The sequence below is a fragment of the Halomonas sp. G11 genome (genome assembly GCF_001663515.1).
Taxonomy (GTDB): Bacteria; Pseudomonadota; Gammaproteobacteria; order Pseudomonadales; family Halomonadaceae; genus Vreelandella.
In genome coordinates this window covers 82,732-97,999 of the sequence record NZ_LYXG01000008.1, presented here as the reverse complement: position 1 = coordinate 97,999, position 15,268 = coordinate 82,732, and the positions used below count along the sequence as shown (strand labels likewise).

General features: G+C 55.4%; 16 protein-coding genes. 13 read left to right on the top strand and 3 right to left on the bottom strand.

Going from position 1 to position 15,268, the window contains the following annotated elements; genetic code table 11:
- From fhuF to ADS46_RS04770, 9 genes are all read left to right on the top strand, one after another.
- Nucleotides 1–811, top strand: an 811-nt coding sequence (gene fhuF / locus ADS46_RS04810; RefSeq protein WP_324611650.1) for a siderophore-iron reductase FhuF, incomplete at its 5' end; no start/stop codon positions are given.
- A 27-nt stretch (nt 812–838) separates the two neighbouring features.
- Nucleotides 839–2,497, top strand: a complete 1,659-nt coding sequence (locus ADS46_RS04805; RefSeq protein WP_066317006.1) for a multidrug ABC transporter permease/ATP-binding protein — start codon at nt 839–841, stop codon at nt 2,495–2,497.
- A gap of 168 nt (nt 2,498–2,665) precedes the next feature.
- Nucleotides 2,666–2,896 (top strand): CopG family transcriptional regulator, encoded by a 231-nt coding sequence (locus ADS46_RS04800; RefSeq protein ID WP_066316999.1) that lies wholly within the window; start codon nt 2,666–2,668, stop codon nt 2,894–2,896.
- Nucleotides 2,896–3,288: a type II toxin-antitoxin system VapC family toxin gene (locus tag ADS46_RS04795; RefSeq protein WP_199825193.1), complete on the top strand. Its 393-nt coding sequence runs from the start codon at nt 2,896–2,898 to the stop codon at nt 3,286–3,288. The genes ADS46_RS04800 and ADS46_RS04795 overlap by 1 nt, the downstream gene beginning before the upstream one ends.
- A 274-nt stretch (nt 3,289–3,562) precedes the next feature.
- On the top strand, nt 3,563–4,117 hold the full coding sequence (locus tag ADS46_RS04790) for a sigma-70 family RNA polymerase sigma factor (protein WP_066316993.1): 555 nt from the start codon (nt 3,563–3,565) through the stop codon (nt 4,115–4,117).
- A gap of 1 nt (nt 4,118) precedes the next feature.
- Nucleotides 4,119–5,144, top strand: a complete 1,026-nt coding sequence (locus ADS46_RS04785) for a FecR domain-containing protein (RefSeq protein WP_082925988.1) — start codon at nt 4,119–4,121, stop codon at nt 5,142–5,144.
- A gap of 93 nt (nt 5,145–5,237) precedes the next feature.
- Nucleotides 5,238–7,676 carry a TonB-dependent siderophore receptor gene (locus ADS46_RS04780; RefSeq protein ID WP_082925987.1) on the top strand — a complete coding sequence of 813 codons (2,439 nt, stop codon included), beginning with the start codon at nt 5,238–5,240 and terminating at the stop codon, nt 7,674–7,676.
- A 148-nt stretch (nt 7,677–7,824) separates the two neighbouring features.
- Complete coding sequence (locus ADS46_RS04775) at nt 7,825–8,754, top strand: ABC transporter substrate-binding protein (protein ID WP_156524474.1); 930 nt, start codon at nt 7,825–7,827, stop codon at nt 8,752–8,754.
- Nucleotides 8,755–8,908: 154 nt separating this feature from the next.
- Complete coding sequence (locus tag ADS46_RS04770; protein ID WP_066316989.1) at nt 8,909–9,514, top strand: LysE/ArgO family amino acid transporter; 606 nt, start codon at nt 8,909–8,911, stop codon at nt 9,512–9,514.
- Between the two features lie 3 nt (nt 9,515–9,517).
- Here ADS46_RS04770 and ltaE read toward each other — a convergent pair whose 3' ends face one another.
- Nucleotides 9,518–10,525 carry a low-specificity L-threonine aldolase gene (gene ltaE, locus ADS46_RS04765; protein WP_066316986.1) on the bottom strand — a complete coding sequence of 336 codons (1,008 nt, stop codon included), beginning with the start codon at nt 10,523–10,525 and terminating at the stop codon, nt 9,518–9,520.
- Between the two features lie 114 nt (nt 10,526–10,639).
- On the opposite strand from ltaE, the gene speG reads away from it, so the two are divergent.
- Nucleotides 10,640–11,194 carry a spermidine N1-acetyltransferase gene (speG, locus tag ADS46_RS04760; RefSeq protein WP_066316977.1) on the top strand — a complete coding sequence of 185 codons (555 nt, stop codon included), beginning with the start codon at nt 10,640–10,642 and terminating at the stop codon, nt 11,192–11,194.
- A 395-nt stretch (nt 11,195–11,589) separates the two neighbouring features.
- Here speG and ADS46_RS18710 read toward each other — a convergent pair whose 3' ends face one another.
- Nucleotides 11,590–11,727 carry a hypothetical protein gene (locus ADS46_RS18710; protein WP_156524473.1) on the bottom strand — a complete coding sequence of 46 codons (138 nt, stop codon included), beginning with the start codon at nt 11,725–11,727 and terminating at the stop codon, nt 11,590–11,592.
- Nucleotides 11,728–11,870: 143 nt separating this feature from the next.
- Between ADS46_RS18710 and ADS46_RS18970 the strand changes: the two genes are divergently transcribed.
- The 3 genes from ADS46_RS18970 (at nt 11,871) to ADS46_RS04750 (ending at nt 14,248) form a co-directional block, all read left to right on the top strand.
- Complete coding sequence (locus ADS46_RS18970; protein ID WP_234346768.1) at nt 11,871–12,008, top strand: hypothetical protein; 138 nt, start codon at nt 11,871–11,873, stop codon at nt 12,006–12,008.
- Nucleotides 12,009–12,026: 18 nt separating this feature from the next.
- Nucleotides 12,027–12,632, top strand: coding sequence for a metallophosphoesterase (locus ADS46_RS04755; RefSeq protein WP_324611651.1), 606 nt, complete (start codon nt 12,027–12,029; stop codon nt 12,630–12,632).
- A gap of 131 nt (nt 12,633–12,763) precedes the next feature.
- Nucleotides 12,764–14,248 carry an alanine/glycine:cation symporter family protein gene (locus tag ADS46_RS04750; RefSeq protein WP_066316974.1) on the top strand — a complete coding sequence of 495 codons (1,485 nt, stop codon included), beginning with the start codon at nt 12,764–12,766 and terminating at the stop codon, nt 14,246–14,248.
- 37 nt (nt 14,249–14,285) lie between these two features.
- Here ADS46_RS04750 and ADS46_RS04745 read toward each other — a convergent pair whose 3' ends face one another.
- Nucleotides 14,286–15,236: a cation diffusion facilitator family transporter gene (locus tag ADS46_RS04745; protein WP_066316971.1), complete on the bottom strand. Its 951-nt coding sequence runs from the start codon at nt 15,234–15,236 to the stop codon at nt 14,286–14,288.
- Between the last annotated feature and the right edge of the window lie 32 nt (nt 15,237–15,268).

Below are 15,268 nucleotides of genomic sequence, written 5' to 3'. Positions count from 1 at the left end.
TTATGTGGGGGCTGCGGCGGCTATGAATAACATGGCGACCAAACCGAGTGAGCTTTTGGCAGCGGCGGATCCTGCGGAGGCGTTGTTGGCGCTTTACCGCCAGCCGCCGCTGGATAACATGAAGGCCCCGGCGTTTGGTCCGCCTGATGAGCCGACGCTGGCGGCCTCTGCGTTGCTGGATCGAGGCTTCTTGAGTGAGCAACTGGCGCGCTATGGCCGCAGCCACGATGACAATGCTGACCCCAAAGCCATTGCGTCGATCTGGTCGAAGTTTCATTTCAGTAGTGTCTCGATCCCGACGCTGGTGGCCAATCTGTTATTGGGTTACGACTTACCGGTGGGTGGGGATGCGTTGCGGCTGGCGCTTGGCGATAAGGGCCAGACCGCGCGTATCTGGCTGCCCCACGGGGGCGTGCCATTGGCGTCCAAGGCGCCCCAGGCGCGATTCAGTCGCTTATTCGATGACCACTGTGCACCGCTCATCGAAGCGCTGGCGGTAGTCTCCGGGCTGTCTGAAAAGGTGTTCTGGAGCAACCTTGGTCACTATGTGGAGTTTGTGGGGAAGACCTGCTCCCGGCACCCGGAATTTACTGGCGCGGGTGAGCCGCTGCTGGATTATCTCGACACCAGGACGCTCCCTGATGGGCGGCGCAATCCGCTCTACCAGCCGGTGCGTTATCTGGAACTGGGCGGTGAGACGCCGTCCAGGGTGAGGCGCCTGTGCTGCATCAAGTATCGGCTGCCCGGCGAGCCCCTGTGTGGCGGCTGCCCACTCAAACCTGAAAACAAGCCGGCCAAGCGTCGGCGCTAACCCCCGAATCGCCAAGGAGCCCTATTCATGGAGTTGTTGAGGATTGTCTGGCGTGATTACCGCTGGCCATTTGTGGCGGTGGTGGTGCTCAGTCTGGTCAGCGCTGGTCTTGGCATCGGGGTCATTGCCTATATCAATGAACGGATGCTAGGCACCTTTGCTGATCCCTGGCGCATCCTGCCGGAATTTCTGGCGCTGGTGGCGCTGTTGCTGGCGATCACCCTGGCCTCGCAATTAGCCTTGACCACCCTGGGTCACCACTTCGTTTATCGGCTGCGGGGGCAGTTGATCAAGCGCATCCTGGATACCGACATTGAGCAAATTGAGCAGATCGGCAGTGCACGGTTGCTGGCCAGCTTATCCAGCGATGTGCGCTATATCACTGTGGCCTTCGTGCGCCTGCCGGAGTTGGTGCAGGGTGGGGTGCTGACGGCGGGTGTCACCCTTTATCTGGCCTGGCTCGCCCCTGCCATGCTGGCCGTGACGGCGCTCTGGGTGATCTTGACGATTCTGGTGGGCATGCGCCTGGTGGCAAAGGTTTATCGGCACATGGCCAAGCTGCGCGATGCTGAAGACCGCCTCTATGAGGACTACCAGTCGGTGATCGAGGGGAGGAAGGAACTGGCGCTCAATCGCGACCGCGCCGAGTGGCTATATCGCGACGTTTACACCCCCAACGCCGAAACCTATCGACACCATATCATTCGCGGCGATACTTACCATCTCAGCGCGGTGAACTGGTTCAACATCATGATGCTGGGCGCCATCGGCGTGGTCTTCTTCCTGGCCAACGGCCTGGGCTGGTCGTCGCCCCAGGTGGCGACCACCTTCTCGCTCACGCTGCTATTTCTGCGCGCGCCGCTGATTCAGGCCATTGGCGCCTTTCCGCCGCTGATCAATGCCCGGGTGGCGTTCGAAAAAATCAGCGCCCTCGATCTGGCTGAACACCATGAACCGTTCGAGCATTCTACCCATCGTCATGAGTGGCAAACACTGACGCTGGATCAGGTCACCTATCGATACCCCGCGGAAGAGGCGCGGCCGGGTTTTGCCATTGGCCCTATTGACCTGACGTTACAACGCGGCGAGGTGCTATTTCTGATCGGCGGTAACGGCAGCGGCAAGTCGACCCTGGCAAGGCTTCTGACCGGGCTCTACCAGCCCCAAAGCGGCTGCATCCGGGTCGATGGCAGGCCTCTGCAAGAGGAAGACTGGACAACCTATCGTCAGCACATCTCGGCTATCTACACCGATCTGCACCTGTTTGACCGCTTGATCGGCCCGGCGGGCGAGTCACCCGACCCGGCGCTGATGGAAGAGTGGTTGGCAGCGCTGGGCATGCACAGCAAGCTCGATTTTGACGGCGATCGAGTCACCAACGCCAACCTCTCCCAGGGGCAGCGGAAGCGCCTGGCGATGCTGCTGGCGGTGGCCGAGCAGCGCGACCTCTTGCTGCTCGACGAGTGGGCTGCCGACCAGGATCCCCAGTTCCGGCGAGTCTTCTACCGTGAGCTACTGCCGCAGCTAAGGGCGCTGGGCAAGACGCTGGTGGTCATCAGCCACGACGACCACTACTTCGACCAGGCCGACCGCCTGCTGGAAATGCGCCAGGGGCAGCTGGTGGAACTCACCGGTGAGCAGCGAGAAGCCGCCAGCCGCGATGCGGTGGCCCGGGTGAATGAGTAGTCATTGATGTGAGTCGTTCGGCTAAGCCGCGCCCTGGTGATGGCGAAGTATCCAGTTTTCCAGTTAGAGGATGAAGGCCCCAGATGCCAGCACTTGGCACCGCCAGCCTTGACGCTTTTATTACCGGGACATATATTTCAACATATACTTGCTGACAAAGGGTGTGTCATGGGCCAGGTGACGATTTATATCGATGATGATACCGAGCGGAAGATGGCGGCGGCGGCCAAGTCGATGAACATCTCCAAGAGCAAATGGATTACTAATCTGATCAAAGAAGAGGTTGCCAATGAATGGCCACAGGCGGTGGTAGAACTGGCGGGGGCTTGGGATGAGTTTCCGTCCCTGGAGGAGCTTCGGGCAGGAACCGGCACCGATCATCAGCGGGAACCACTTTGATGTATGTGCTCGACACCAATACGCTCATCTACTTCTTCAAAGGCATGGGCAATGTCGCCGACACCCTCTTGTCAAAAAAGCCCGGCGATATTGGCATACCTGCGATTGTGTTGTACGAGTTGGAGCTTGGTATTGCAAAATCGTCTGCTCCCAAAAAGAGAGCGATGCAGCTCGAAAAACTGATCGACACTGTACAAATTCTTGTATTTTCCACACCCGAAGCCAAAGCCTCAGCGCAAATTCGCGCGACCCTGGAAAAGCAGGGAACCCCAATCAGCCCCTACGACACGCTAATAGCCGGTACCGCGCTCGCCAACCAAAGTACATTAGTCACCCACAATACTGGGGAATTTAAACGCATCAAGAAACTGGTGGTTGAAGATTGGTACTAGCTGGGTGCGCGGTATCGCTCGGCTAAGCCGCGCCATGGTTCGTTCTCCATCAGTAATAATCGTCATGGTTCAGTAAGCAAACATTACTGTCTCGGAACTCGAAGAGCAGCCGCCAATTACCCGATGAAGACGGTCGACATGTATTTACGAATGCTCTTTGATATCTTCACTTCCGCTTACCTGCCATAGGCTCTGAAGTGAGTGGGGGCATTGACACTGCCTTTAAATTGAAAAAGAATAAGAATCATTTTCGAAGCAGTGGGGCACTTTTTGTATGGCGGCGGCACCCCGATCAGCCGAGCCTGCGGCTTACCATACCGGCTGTCGAGACTCCCTCGGTCAGCTGTATCACCACCATCAGCCTTGGTTGCAGCAGTTGCTCAGCCAGCGGTTGGGGTGCAGTGAGTCAGCGGCGGATCTGGCGCAGGATGCGTTTGTGCGGTTACTGAAAACGCCCCGCCATCTGGATAGTTTCGACGGTGCCAGAGCCTATCTCAGCCGTATGGCTAAAGGGCTATGCGTGGATCATTGGCGCCGCCAGGATATCGAGCGTGCCTGGCAGCAATCTCTGGCGGCCAGTGCCGAGGCGCATTTACCCTCTGCCGAACACCAGCAAATTGTCATCGAAACGCTGTGTGAAATCGACCGCATGCTGGCGCGGCTGCCCGAAAAAGTCGCTAGCGCCTTTTTGGCCTCCCAACTGCACGGCAAACCCTATCGCCAGATTGCTGAAGAGCTGGGCGTTTCCGAACGTATGGTTAAGAAGTACATGGCTCAAGCCATGCTGCAATGCGCACTGATCGAAACCGGTTTCGAGGCCAGCCTCTAACATGGTTTCTGCCGCTCGCCCTGATGACGCCGCCAAGCGCCGCGCGTTGGCGGAGGCCGCCGAATGGTTTGCCGAGTGGCAAGCGGGGGAGCTCTCTTCAGATCAGTTTGAACGCTGGCAAGCGTGGTTAGGTGACAGCGATACCCACCGCTGGGCCTGGGAGCAAGTGGAAGTCGTCAGCCGTCGTTTTACCGCCAACCTGGATGAGGCGGAGCGTGACACAGCCGACCGGGTCATCAGCTCGGCGCGGCATCGACGGCGAGGGCGGCGGCACCTGCTGAGTGGGCTCTCTAGCTTTGCAGTAGTGGCTGTCCTGGTAGGCCTCTCCTGGCAGTTGACGCCATTGCCCCAATGGGTCGCGTACTGGGGCGCCGACTATCGCACTGCTACCGGCGACATCACCCGCATCAAACTGGACGACGGCACTCAAGTGTGGCTGAGCAGCGCCTCGGCGTTGGACGTGGACTACGACCGCCAGCGGCGCCGACTGCAGCTGGTGGCGGGCGAAGTGCTGATTACGACCGGCAAAGACCCCGAACGACCACTTTATGTCGATACCCGCAGTGCCCGGCTAACGCCCTTGGGCACCCGCTTCAGCGTGCGCCAACACCAAACCGACGAACTGCTGGCAGTGTTTGAGGGTGCCGTGGCCATCCAGACCCTTGGCGATGCTCAGCATGCGAGTCAGCGGCAGGTGGTCAATGCCGGGCAGCAGGCCCGCTACGCCGCTGGCCGTATCGGTGAACTCACCCCCGCTGAAGGCCGCCGGGAAGCCTGGTCCAACGGGGTTTTGCTGGCAGAAAATATGTCGCTGAAGACGTTTGCCGCGGAGCTGAGTCAGCATCACCGTGGCCGTCTTGAGGTCGACCCGGCGGTGGCAGATCTCACCCTGCTCGGCGCTTTCCCGCTCGATGACCTGGAGAGCACCCTGAACATGGTCGAGACCACGTTGCCGGTAAAGGTGCGCCGGGTAATGCCCTGGTGGATCAAAATCGAGGCAGGCGAAGCAAGCCCCAGCCAAGAATAAAAAGAGAAAAATTGGTTTTTTGGGTTCCCCTTTTTCGCGCTGGTTCGATTCTCCTATATAAGCAGCCAAAAACCATCTGCAAGGGGAACCGATATGCCGCAACAGCGCTCTGCATTCTATCCATCGCTAACCGCCACTCGTCAGCCCACTCGTCAGCACCCACGGCGCCGCCGCGCCCTCGCGCTGGCAGTCCACCTCGCCGCCGCCGGTTTGCTAGCCACGCCGCTACCTGCCATGGCGCAGACCAGCCAGCAGCAAACGCGTCAGTACGATATTCCCTCGGGACCGGTCAGCACGGCAGTTAACCGCTTTGCCGCCGAGTCAGGCGTTTTTATCAGCGGCGCCGGTGAGCTGGGGGAAGGTCGCCAGAGTCCCGGCCTGCAGGGTCAGTATGGCGTAGACGAAGGGCTAGAACAGTTGCTAAACGGCACCAGCCTGAAGGCCACGCGCCAGGGCGACGGCAGTTATCGGTTGGAGGAACGGTCTGATGAGGTGGCGCTGTCCGCGATGGAAGTGACCGGAGAGCGCCTGCCTTTCGGCATGACCGAAAACAGCAATTCCTATACAAGTGAAAGCGCTACTATCGGCTTAGGTCCTCAGTCGGTGAAGGAAACGCCTCAGTCCGTTAGCGTTGTGACGCGAGAGCGCTTGGATGACAAGGGCACTACCTCGCTATCTGAAGCAATGCGAAATGTCACAGGCATTACCGTGAATGAGTATGGTCCCAATCAGTACGTGATCAAGTCTCGTGGCTATAATATCGATTCTTTTCTCATGGATGGCAGTCCAGTTCAGGATGCAGGCAGCGCCTGGGAAAGCGCTGGGGTATTTGATACGGCTTTGCTTGATCGTATTGAAGTGCTGCGCGGTCCTGCTGGCATTCTCCATGGAGCTGGCGAGCCTAGCGGCACTATCAACCTAGTGCGCAAACGCGCCTTGGCTGAAAGCCAGGCCTCTGTTTCCCTGTCTGCGGGTACGGATAATGCTTATCGGGGTGTTGTCGATGTTACCGGCTCGCTTGATAGCGAAGGACGAGTGCGGGGGCGCTTCGTTGGTGTCTACGACGATAGAGACTCTTTTATTGATCACGTTTACTCAGAGAACCAAATCGGCTACGGCACGCTTGAGTTCGACTTATCTTCCGAAACGACACTCTCAATGGGCGTTACTACACAAGATGAAGAGTTTCGTCCTCATTCTGGGTTACCGGCATACAGTGATGGCACCCTACCGAATGTAGACCGCTCGACCTACCTCGGATCCGATTGGGATAAGCAAACAGGAGACGCGCAACGCTATTTTGTAGAACTTGAGCATCGCCTAGCTAACGGTGGCGAAATAACCTTTAAGGCTAATCGCTTGGATCGCGATGCAAGCCTGAGAAAAAGCAGTGAAGGGGTTCTAGTCGCTGATCAAAACACAGGCGATTTTGGTATTCGTCAGATCGCATGGGATCTGGAGAAGCAGGATGATTATATAGAGACACAGGTTAGCTCTCCTTTTCAATTGGCTGGAGCGAGTCATGAAACTGTATTTGGTGCCAGCTATCAAAACAGCGAGTTAAGTAATGAATGGGTCTACGGTGCTCCTCAATATCTTCCCCAGAATCTGTTCGACCCAAACAATAACCGCACAGAACCAGATTTTGACGGCACCCCAGGTAGAACTGAACTTAATATCGAACAATATGCTTCCTACGGTCAGTTTCGATTCAATATGTTAGATGATTTTACACTTGCGCTTGGTGGCCGTATCAATTGGTGGGAAACCAGTAATTTTCTTGGTGGTGAAATGTCCGGTGATGATGGTACCGAATTCATCCCCTATACCGGTTTAATCTATCGCCTCAACGAAGAGCTCAATTTATACACAAGCTACACTGGTATTTTTGCGCCACAAACGGCTATAGGAAATGATGGCAACCCCATCAAGCCAAGAGAGGGTGAGCAATACGAGGCCGGTATTAAGGGCTCACACGCTGAGGGTGACTTGAACTGGCATGCTGCTGTTTTCCGTATCGAAGACACCAATCGCGCTTATAGCGATCCTAATAATCCTGGCTTCTCGATTCCTATCGGCGAAGCAAAGAGTGAAGGCTTCGAATTAGAAGTTAGCGGCCAACTGCTGCCTCGGTGGGATCTCACCGCTGGTTATGCTTATACGCAGACTGAGTTCGTAAGAGACGCTGGTTCAGAAGGACTCACACTCTCGCCTGACACACCCGAGCATAGTTTCAACCTATGGTCACGTTATCGCTTTAGCGAGAATCCAAACCAGGGGTGGCGCCTTGGTGCTGGCATAAATACAGTCAGCAGTGTTTACGCTGAAAGCGGTGATGCTCGTATAGAGCAAGGCGGCTATACCACTGTTTCAGCCATGGTCGGCTATCGGCTCAATAAAAATTTGGACATCTCTTTTAATGGCAACAACCTAACCGATAAAGAATATTACTCCACAGTTCGAGGAGAAACCAAGCATAACTATTATGGTGCTCCACGCAATTTCATGATGACGATGGAATATGACTTCTGAAAATTAAACTTTAACATTCATTTTTTCAGCCCTGCGCCACCAGGGCTGAATCATATTCCGTCATTAAAAACTAAAAATTCACACAGTTAATATAAAAAATGAAAATTTTATTCAAAATAAACTAAGCCACCTCCTCAAAGGCATTACTGTGAAATCTTTAAATTTCATTTCTAGAAAATGGCGATTTACTGCTTTTATGGCATGTTTTTCATTAATAGCCAACTCATCAATGGCAGCTAAAGCGCCCTCTTCCATTTCCGTTTTTGATTGGACTATTGCAGAAACACTTCTCTCACTTGAACCTGACTCTGCATCACTAGGTAATATTGATGCTTTCCACACATGGACTGGCGCTGAATATAAAGATACCGACATCACCGATATTGGAATACAGACTTTTCCAAATATGGAACTGCTCAGTAATATTTCACCAGAGCGAATACTTCTTTCTCCTAGCCAGACACGCTTAGGCCAAAGGTTACAGGATATTGCACCTACTACTATTATCCAATCCTATCCCTATGTCAGCAATAGACACCAAAGCCTGTGGGCAAGTCTCGATGCATTTACCCTTGAGATTGGCAAAGCCATCAATCAAAGGGAAGAAGCGGAAAAGCTGATATCGAACACCCGATCTCATCTCGATGCATTGAAAAACGAGATAACACCTCAGCCACCTTTGCTCATCGTTCAGCTAGTCAACGAACATTATGTCCGCGTATATGGTGACAACAGTATGTTTCAGGGCGTACTTAAACAGTTGGGTTTAAGTAACGCATGGACAGAAAAAACCAATCAGTGGGGCTATTCACTGGTAAGCATCAGGGAGCTTTTTAATGTGGAAGAAGCAAGGCTGGTTGTTCTCGAGAGTGCATTCCCGGTAGGTATAGAAAACCGTATCGATACTAGTGGTATGTGGCGCTATTTGCCCAGCGTTCAGCGGGATGATTATGTCGTTTTGCCATCTACTTTTTGGATAGCCGGCGTTCACCCCTCCGCCCTCCGCTTCGCCGAGTCCCTTGTTGAGGCTCTGGCAGCGCCTGCTGAGCCTGAGCCCGCTGCTTCATCGGGGCACTGACCCGCATTGCGTTTTCCCGGCATTGGTAAATGGTTATTAAATAAGAAAAACTAATACCCCATTAGCAGGATGATTTTTAGTTATCAGTGCTGCCCGTTACCTTAGTGCCAGGATTTATCAACACGACGCTAATTCCGGCAATGGAGGCAGGGCAATGATGGAAAGCTATATCACCGGGCTGGTGGTATGCGGTGGGATTATCATGGCGATTGGGGCGCAGAACGCCTATATTCTGGGGCTGGCGATTCGCCGCGAGTACCACTGGTGGTCGGCGGGGCTTTGCATAAGCGCGGATATTATTCTGCTCACGGCGGGCATGTTTGGCGTAAGCGCCTTCCTGCTGACGATGCCCAGCGCTATGGAGGTCATGCGCTGGGTGGGTGTGGTGTTTTTAAGCTGGCTGGCGGCGCAGGCGTTGTTTAGAGCCGTTAGCGGGCGGCAGGGGCTGAACGCGGAAGCGGGCAAGGCGCGCAGTTTAACCAAAGTGATTTTCGCGACCCTTGCCGTGACCGTGCTCAATCCTCAGGTCTACCTGGACACGTTGCTGCTGATACCCGCCATTGGTGCCCAGCAGGAGAGCGCCGGTGTGTTTGTGGCGGGGGCCTCCACCGCCTCCATACTCTGGTTTAGCCTGCTGGCCTGGGGTGGTGCCGCGCTTTCGCCTTGGCTTTCAAAGCCCATCGCGTGGCGCACTATCGATGGCCTGATTGGTTTGATGATGGCCGGGATTGCCGTGCATCTCGCACTTAATGCCAGCTAGTCATCAGTGGCGACTAAAATACGCCTCCATCACCGCGATAACCTTGTCGATATCTTCATCGCTGATATCGCGATGCGCAACGAACCGCGTGGCGTAGAGTAGTTCAATCAAAATGCCGTGCTCTTTGAGCCAGGCGGAGAGCGGCTGAACGTGTTCGTCGGGAAATTGCGCGAATACCATGTTAGTTGCCTGGGAGGTAATCTCGACGCCCGGCAACCTCGCCAAACCTTCTGCCAGGCGCGCTGCACGGCGGTGGTCGTCGGCCAGGTCAGTCACATGATGATCCAACGCATACTGGCAGGCAGCAGCGATAATGCCCGACTGGCGCATGCCGCCACCAACGACTTTCCGCCAGCGACGGGCGCGGTCGATCAGGGCTTGCGAGCCCACCAAGGCCGAGCCAATAGGGGTGCCCATGCCTTTTGAAAAGCATAGCGACACGCTATCAAACGGCAGGCACAGCTGCTTGAGTGAGGTGTTGGTCGCGACAGCGGCATTGAAGAGCCGGGCGCCGTCCAGGTGCGTTGCCAGTCCGCGCTCCCGAGCCAGTTCGGTGGCTTTCAATACGTAGTCTGCGGGCAGCACTTTGCCGCCAATGGTGTTCTCCAGCGCCAGTAACTTTGTGCGCGCAAAGTGAAAATCGTCGGCTTTAATAGCGGCGCTTATTTTCTCCAGCGGCAGCGAACCGTCGGCTGCGTTCTCAATGGGCTGGGGCTGAATGCTGCCCAAAACCGCTGCACCGCCGCCTTCATAGCGGTAGGTGTGGGCCGATTGCCCCACAATGTATTCGTCGCCGCGCTCGCAGTGGGCCATCAAGGCTACCAGGTTGCTTTGCGTGCCGCTTGGGAACAGTAGTGCCGCCTCTTTGCCAGTTTGCTCGGCCAGATTTTCCTGAAAGGCATTCACGGTCGGGTCATCGCCCCACACATCATCGCCGACTGGCGCGGTCATCATTGCGTCACGCATAGCGGGCGTGGGGCGGGTCACCGTGTCACTGCGTAAATCAATCATGAGCATCTCCTGAGCGGCGGGATTAATGAAGACAACATTTTCTTGAGCATACTGCATGCCGTACAAGCGCGAAAAGCGCTACGCTAGCGTAAAGACCCAGAGAAGACGTTAATCATGGCAGCACCCGACCTTAAACTCCGCGCCCTGGAGCGCAACGACCTACGTTTTGTTCATCAGCTCAATAACAACCAGAGCATCATGTCGTACTGGTTTGAAGAGCCTTATGAATCTTTTGACGAACTGGAGGAACTGTACAACAAGCATATCCATGACAATGCCGAGCGGCGTTTCGTTGCTGAGGACAGTAGCGGCAACGCCATTGGTTTGGTGGAGCTAATTGAGATCGATTATATCCATCGTAGCGGCGAGTTTCAGATCATTATTGCGCCGGACTATCAAGGCAAAGGCTTCGCTCGCACCTTGATTCACCAGGCGCTGCATTATTCCTTTACCATCTTGAATTTGCACAAGATATTTCTGATCGTGGCGGTGGAGAACATCAAAGCGATCCACCTGTATCAGCAGAGCGGCTTTGTGGAGGAGGGCCATCTGGTGCAGGAGTTTTTCATCAATGGCCGTTACCGTGACGTGAAGCGAATGTATATCCTGCAGGAAGCATTTCTGGCCCAATTGACCGATACCGACAGCTCAGATCTTTTGGGGCTGTAAAAAACGCCTCATCAAGAGGCGTTGGTCACTAGCGTAGATATGCAGCGATGGCATCAAACGCAGCGCGCTGTTTCTCGGCGCGCGAGGCCCATACGTCGAGAACATCAACGTTGGACCCGTTAAGTGAAAACGTCATGGCGTTGACTCCTGAGTGGCGAGGTAGAAACGTGTTGTTATAGAGATAACCGCTTGCTGCTTCGCAACATGGTTAGCGGAGAAACGATATTAAGAGCTTTTTAACCCGCAATCCAGTGCTTAATACGTAGTCTTTGGCTTACATTTGTAAGCATATTCTTACAATCCTGACGTCAACCGCCTATGCCACTGAGTGAAAAAGCTTTTCACAAAATGAAAAAAGCCGAGCACAGGCTCGGCTTCGATTATTCTCTTTTGGTCTAACGGGGTAAGGAATACGTCAATGACTCGCAATAATCCGCGAGGGCATCGCTAGCCGCGCGTTGCCAGTACGCGCGCTGTGTCCAGAAATTGAGTACTTCACTGTCCCGCGTCGAGAATACATTGGATATAGACATGTGTGGCCCTCCTAGTCGGACTACAGGAGCAGTATAGCGACTTTGCTGCACCGCAGCAAAGTATTTTCAAACGTTCGTATTGACAATGTCCTGAGAGTTACGGCGGTGTTGGGTTTGCCTTGATTTAACAAAGGAGTAAGTGCATGCGGCTGCGAATTTTATCGGACCTGCATCTGGAGTTTTTTGACGGTAACCGAGAACTGCCTGATGTGGATGCCGATGTCGTGGTGCTGGCCGGTGACATTCACCGCCAATGCGAAGGCTTGGCCTGGGCCCGGTAGCACTTTCCTGACACGCCGATTATCTATGTACCCGGCAACCATGAGTTTTACGGCACTTGCCTGCCGTTGTTGCGTGAAGAGCTGGCGCTCGAAGCCGAACGGCTGGATATTGAGCTTCTGGACAATCGTGCCGTCACCCTCAATGGCGTGCGCTTTTACGGCACGACGCTATGGACAGACTTCGCCCTGTACGCCGACAACCCGACGCGCAATCCAGAAGACACGGTCGCAAAAGCGAAGCGCTATATGCCTGATTTCCGTATTGTCGAATCAGCACCCGGTACCATCATGACCCCCGAGGCAAGCAAAGCGCTGCACCAAGAGGCCTTGAGCTGGCTGACAGCAGCACTCGACGATCAGTTTGACGGGCCCAAGGTCGTGGTTAGCCACCATGCCCCAATGCGTGAATGCATCCCTGCCCAGTACACAGGCGATGTGCTTTCCCCCGCGTTTGCGTCTCACCTTCCACAGCTAATGGGCAAAATGCATCTATGGGTACACGGCCATGTCCATGAACCAGTCGATATGTGGCGCAAGGGGACAAGAGTCGTCGCCAACCCCGGTGGCTATCCTGACGAGTTCAGCCCGCCACTGTTCAAGCCAGATTGGGTGGTGGGCCTGTAAGGCTCGGCAATGACCACGATGCGACAAGGATAAAAACTGGCTAGACTCGAATAAGAGCGCGAATTTAGACTACCGCCCTTTGCGGGGTAAGGCACTTCCCGCTGTTATTCAGCAATCTGGAGAGCATGGCCATGGAAATCCTCGAATCGATATTAGGCCCGCTGCGTGATGGCCTTTATGCCGTCATGATGCCGGTCAGTGACTTTATCTGGAGCTATATCCTGGTGTATCTGCTGCTGGGCGCGGGTGTGTGGTTCACGATTATCACCCGTGGCATGCAGTTTCGCCTGTTCGGTCACATGGCCCGGGTCACGGTAACGGCCCGAGGTGCTGGCGAAGGTGTTAGCGGCTTCCAGGCGTTTGCGACATCGATGGCTGCCCGTGTCGGCACGGGTAACCTGGCGGGGGTGGCGCTGGCGCTTTGGATCGGCGGCCCCGGGGCGATTTTCTGGATGTGGGTGACGGCGCTGGTGGGCTTCGCGACCGCTTTCATCGAATCCACGCTGGCCCAGGTCTACAAGCATCGCAATGAAGACGGTGTGTTTCGTGGCGGACCTGCCTACTACATTGAACGTTGCCTGGGGTGGCGCTGGCTGGGCTCGCTGTTCGCGGTATTTCTGATTATTGCTTATGGCCTGGCCTTTAACGCTGCGCAATCCAACACCATTGCCCAAGGGATGAACGGTGCCTTTGGTATTCCCAATTGGCTATCCGGCGTGGTGATTGCCATCCTGGCGGGCCTGGTGATTTATGGTGGGCTCAAGTCGGTGGCGCGTACCGCCGAAAAGATCGTGCCGGTGATGGCCATTGCCTATCTGCTGGTGGCGCTGTGGATTCTGATCGCCAACATCTCCGCTGTACCGGATATGCTTTCGCTGATTGTGATGAGCGCCTTCGGGTTGGGGCCAGCCGTGGGTGGTGCCGCGGGCTATGCCATCAAGGCAGCGATGGAAAACGGCATCAAGCGCGGGCTGTTTTCCAACGAGGCCGGTATGGGGTCGACACCCAACGCCGCCGCCCAGGCGACGGTTAAACACCCCGCCGCTCAGGGACTGGTTCAGTCATTCGGGGTGTTTGTCGATACCATCGTGATCTGTAGCTGTACGGCGGTCGTGATATTGCTTTCCGGCGTATATGAGCGGCTGCTGTCTGAGTCAGCGGGGGATAGCATCGAAGGCATTCAGCTGACCCAGGATGCCATGGTCGATCACCTGGGCGGCTTTGGGGAAATCTTTATCGCTCTGGCAATCTTCTTCTTTGCCTTTACCTCGATTCTGGCCAACTTCTCGTTTTCGTCAGTGAATATCGAGTATCTATTTCGCCGCCATGCGAAAAAAGCGGTCAATGTCTTTAAAGTCATTATCATCGCCATGGTGCTCATCGGGTCGGTGGCTGAACTTAGCGTGGTATGGGACTTTGCCGACCTGGCAATGGGGCTGATGGCCACCACCAACCTCTTCGCCATCCTGATTATGGGGCCAATCGCCGTATCAGTGCTCAAGGACTATGAGCGCCAGCGCCGCGATGGCATCAAGGAACCACGCTTTGACCCAGCAGTTCTCAAACGCCCTGAGCTGGTCGATGACGATGTATGGCCGGTGAAAGAAAACACATAGTCGAGCACAAGGGCACTAATTAACCAGATAGGGCGGCTTATGCGCCGCCCTTTTCAGTGCTGTGCTTCTCGACCAACAGCCCACAGGAGGGCGCCGCCCAGCGGGTGTCGGCGGTGAATACCACATCGCAGACCACGGGTGAGTAGTAACGCCTGACTTCTTCATCGACTTTCGCCCGCAGCTTGTCCTGGTCGGCAATGGAAACATCAGGGGTGGCGGGCAATACCACATGCACGATGACATACAGCAGGCGGCCGGGGCGCACCATGCGAACGCGTACTTCCTGGGTGTCGATGTCTGCCAGTGCACGCCCCACGGCCTGATGGACCGGCTCCGCAAGGGCATCTTCTGGCGTTTTGTTGAGCAACTCCCTCAATGCCTGTGAGGCCATGCGGACGGGTACACCCAGGCACAAGACGACAACGGCAATGACCAGCAGCGGGTCGATATAGGTGAGCACGCTTTGCCACTGTAGTTTTTCAAAAACAAGCACCAGGCAAAAGGCAGCCAGAACCGCCGCTGAAATCACGCTGTTGACGACCCAGTTCGCCTTGTCGGCTTCCACCAGCGGGCTGCTGACCGAGCGTAGACTGCGGTGCATGACCCAGGCCGTCAGCGAGCACGCGGCGGTGGCGAACAGGGCGTAGGCGATGGCGATACCAGCCGCAATGGCGCGTCCGCCCGTCAGCAATGCCGCAATGGCATCCACCAGGGCGAATATCGACACACCGAAAATCAGCAGTCCCTTGCACAGGTTCACCAGCGATTCGAAGTAGCTGTAGCCGAACGGGTACGACTCGCTATCCGGACGGCTCGCCAGGCGACTTACCTTGATGGTGACCAGCGCAACACCGAAATAGATCAGGTTGAAGAGTCCATCCAGCAGAATCGCCTGGGAATTGGAGGCCAGCGTGGCGGCAATCCCCGCACAGCCGATCAGCAACGCCATGAAGGCGGAAAAGGCTAAGGTATGAGACTCGGTTTTCATGGCGCCACTGCCCTGTGAGCTTGATAAAAGCG

Excerpts from the sequence above, each read along its gene's own strand:
- ADS46_RS04770 (WP_066316989.1), top strand. The coding sequence starts at position 8,909 with ATGATGGAAAGCTATATCACCGGGCTGGTGGTATGCGGTGGGATTATC.
- ADS46_RS18970 (WP_234346768.1), top strand. The coding sequence starts at position 11,871 with ATGCGGCTGCGAATTTTATCGGACCTGCATCTGGAGTTTTTTGACGGT.
- ADS46_RS04790 (WP_066316993.1), top strand. The coding sequence starts at position 3,563 with ATGGCGGCGGCACCCCGATCAGCCGAGCCTGCGGCTTACCATACCGGC.
- ADS46_RS04780 (WP_082925987.1), top strand. The coding sequence starts at position 5,238 with ATGCCGCAACAGCGCTCTGCATTCTATCCATCGCTAACCGCCACTCGT.
- ADS46_RS18710 (WP_156524473.1), bottom strand. The coding sequence starts at position 11,727 with ATGTCTATATCCAATGTATTCTCGACGCGGGACAGTGAAGTACTCAAT.
- speG (WP_066316977.1), top strand. The coding sequence starts at position 10,640 with ATGGCAGCACCCGACCTTAAACTCCGCGCCCTGGAGCGCAACGACCTA.
- ADS46_RS04750 (WP_066316974.1), top strand. The coding sequence starts at position 12,764 with ATGGAAATCCTCGAATCGATATTAGGCCCGCTGCGTGATGGCCTTTAT.
- ADS46_RS04745 (WP_066316971.1), bottom strand. The coding sequence starts at position 15,236 with ATGAAAACCGAGTCTCATACCTTAGCCTTTTCCGCCTTCATGGCGTTG.
- ADS46_RS04785 (WP_082925988.1), top strand. The coding sequence starts at position 4,119 with ATGGTTTCTGCCGCTCGCCCTGATGACGCCGCCAAGCGCCGCGCGTTG.
- ADS46_RS04795 (WP_199825193.1), top strand. The coding sequence starts at position 2,896 with ATGTATGTGCTCGACACCAATACGCTCATCTACTTCTTCAAAGGCATG.
- ltaE (WP_066316986.1), bottom strand. The coding sequence starts at position 10,525 with ATGATTGATTTACGCAGTGACACGGTGACCCGCCCCACGCCCGCTATG.
- ADS46_RS04800 (WP_066316999.1), top strand. The coding sequence starts at position 2,666 with ATGGGCCAGGTGACGATTTATATCGATGATGATACCGAGCGGAAGATG.
- ADS46_RS04805 (WP_066317006.1), top strand. The coding sequence starts at position 839 with ATGGAGTTGTTGAGGATTGTCTGGCGTGATTACCGCTGGCCATTTGTG.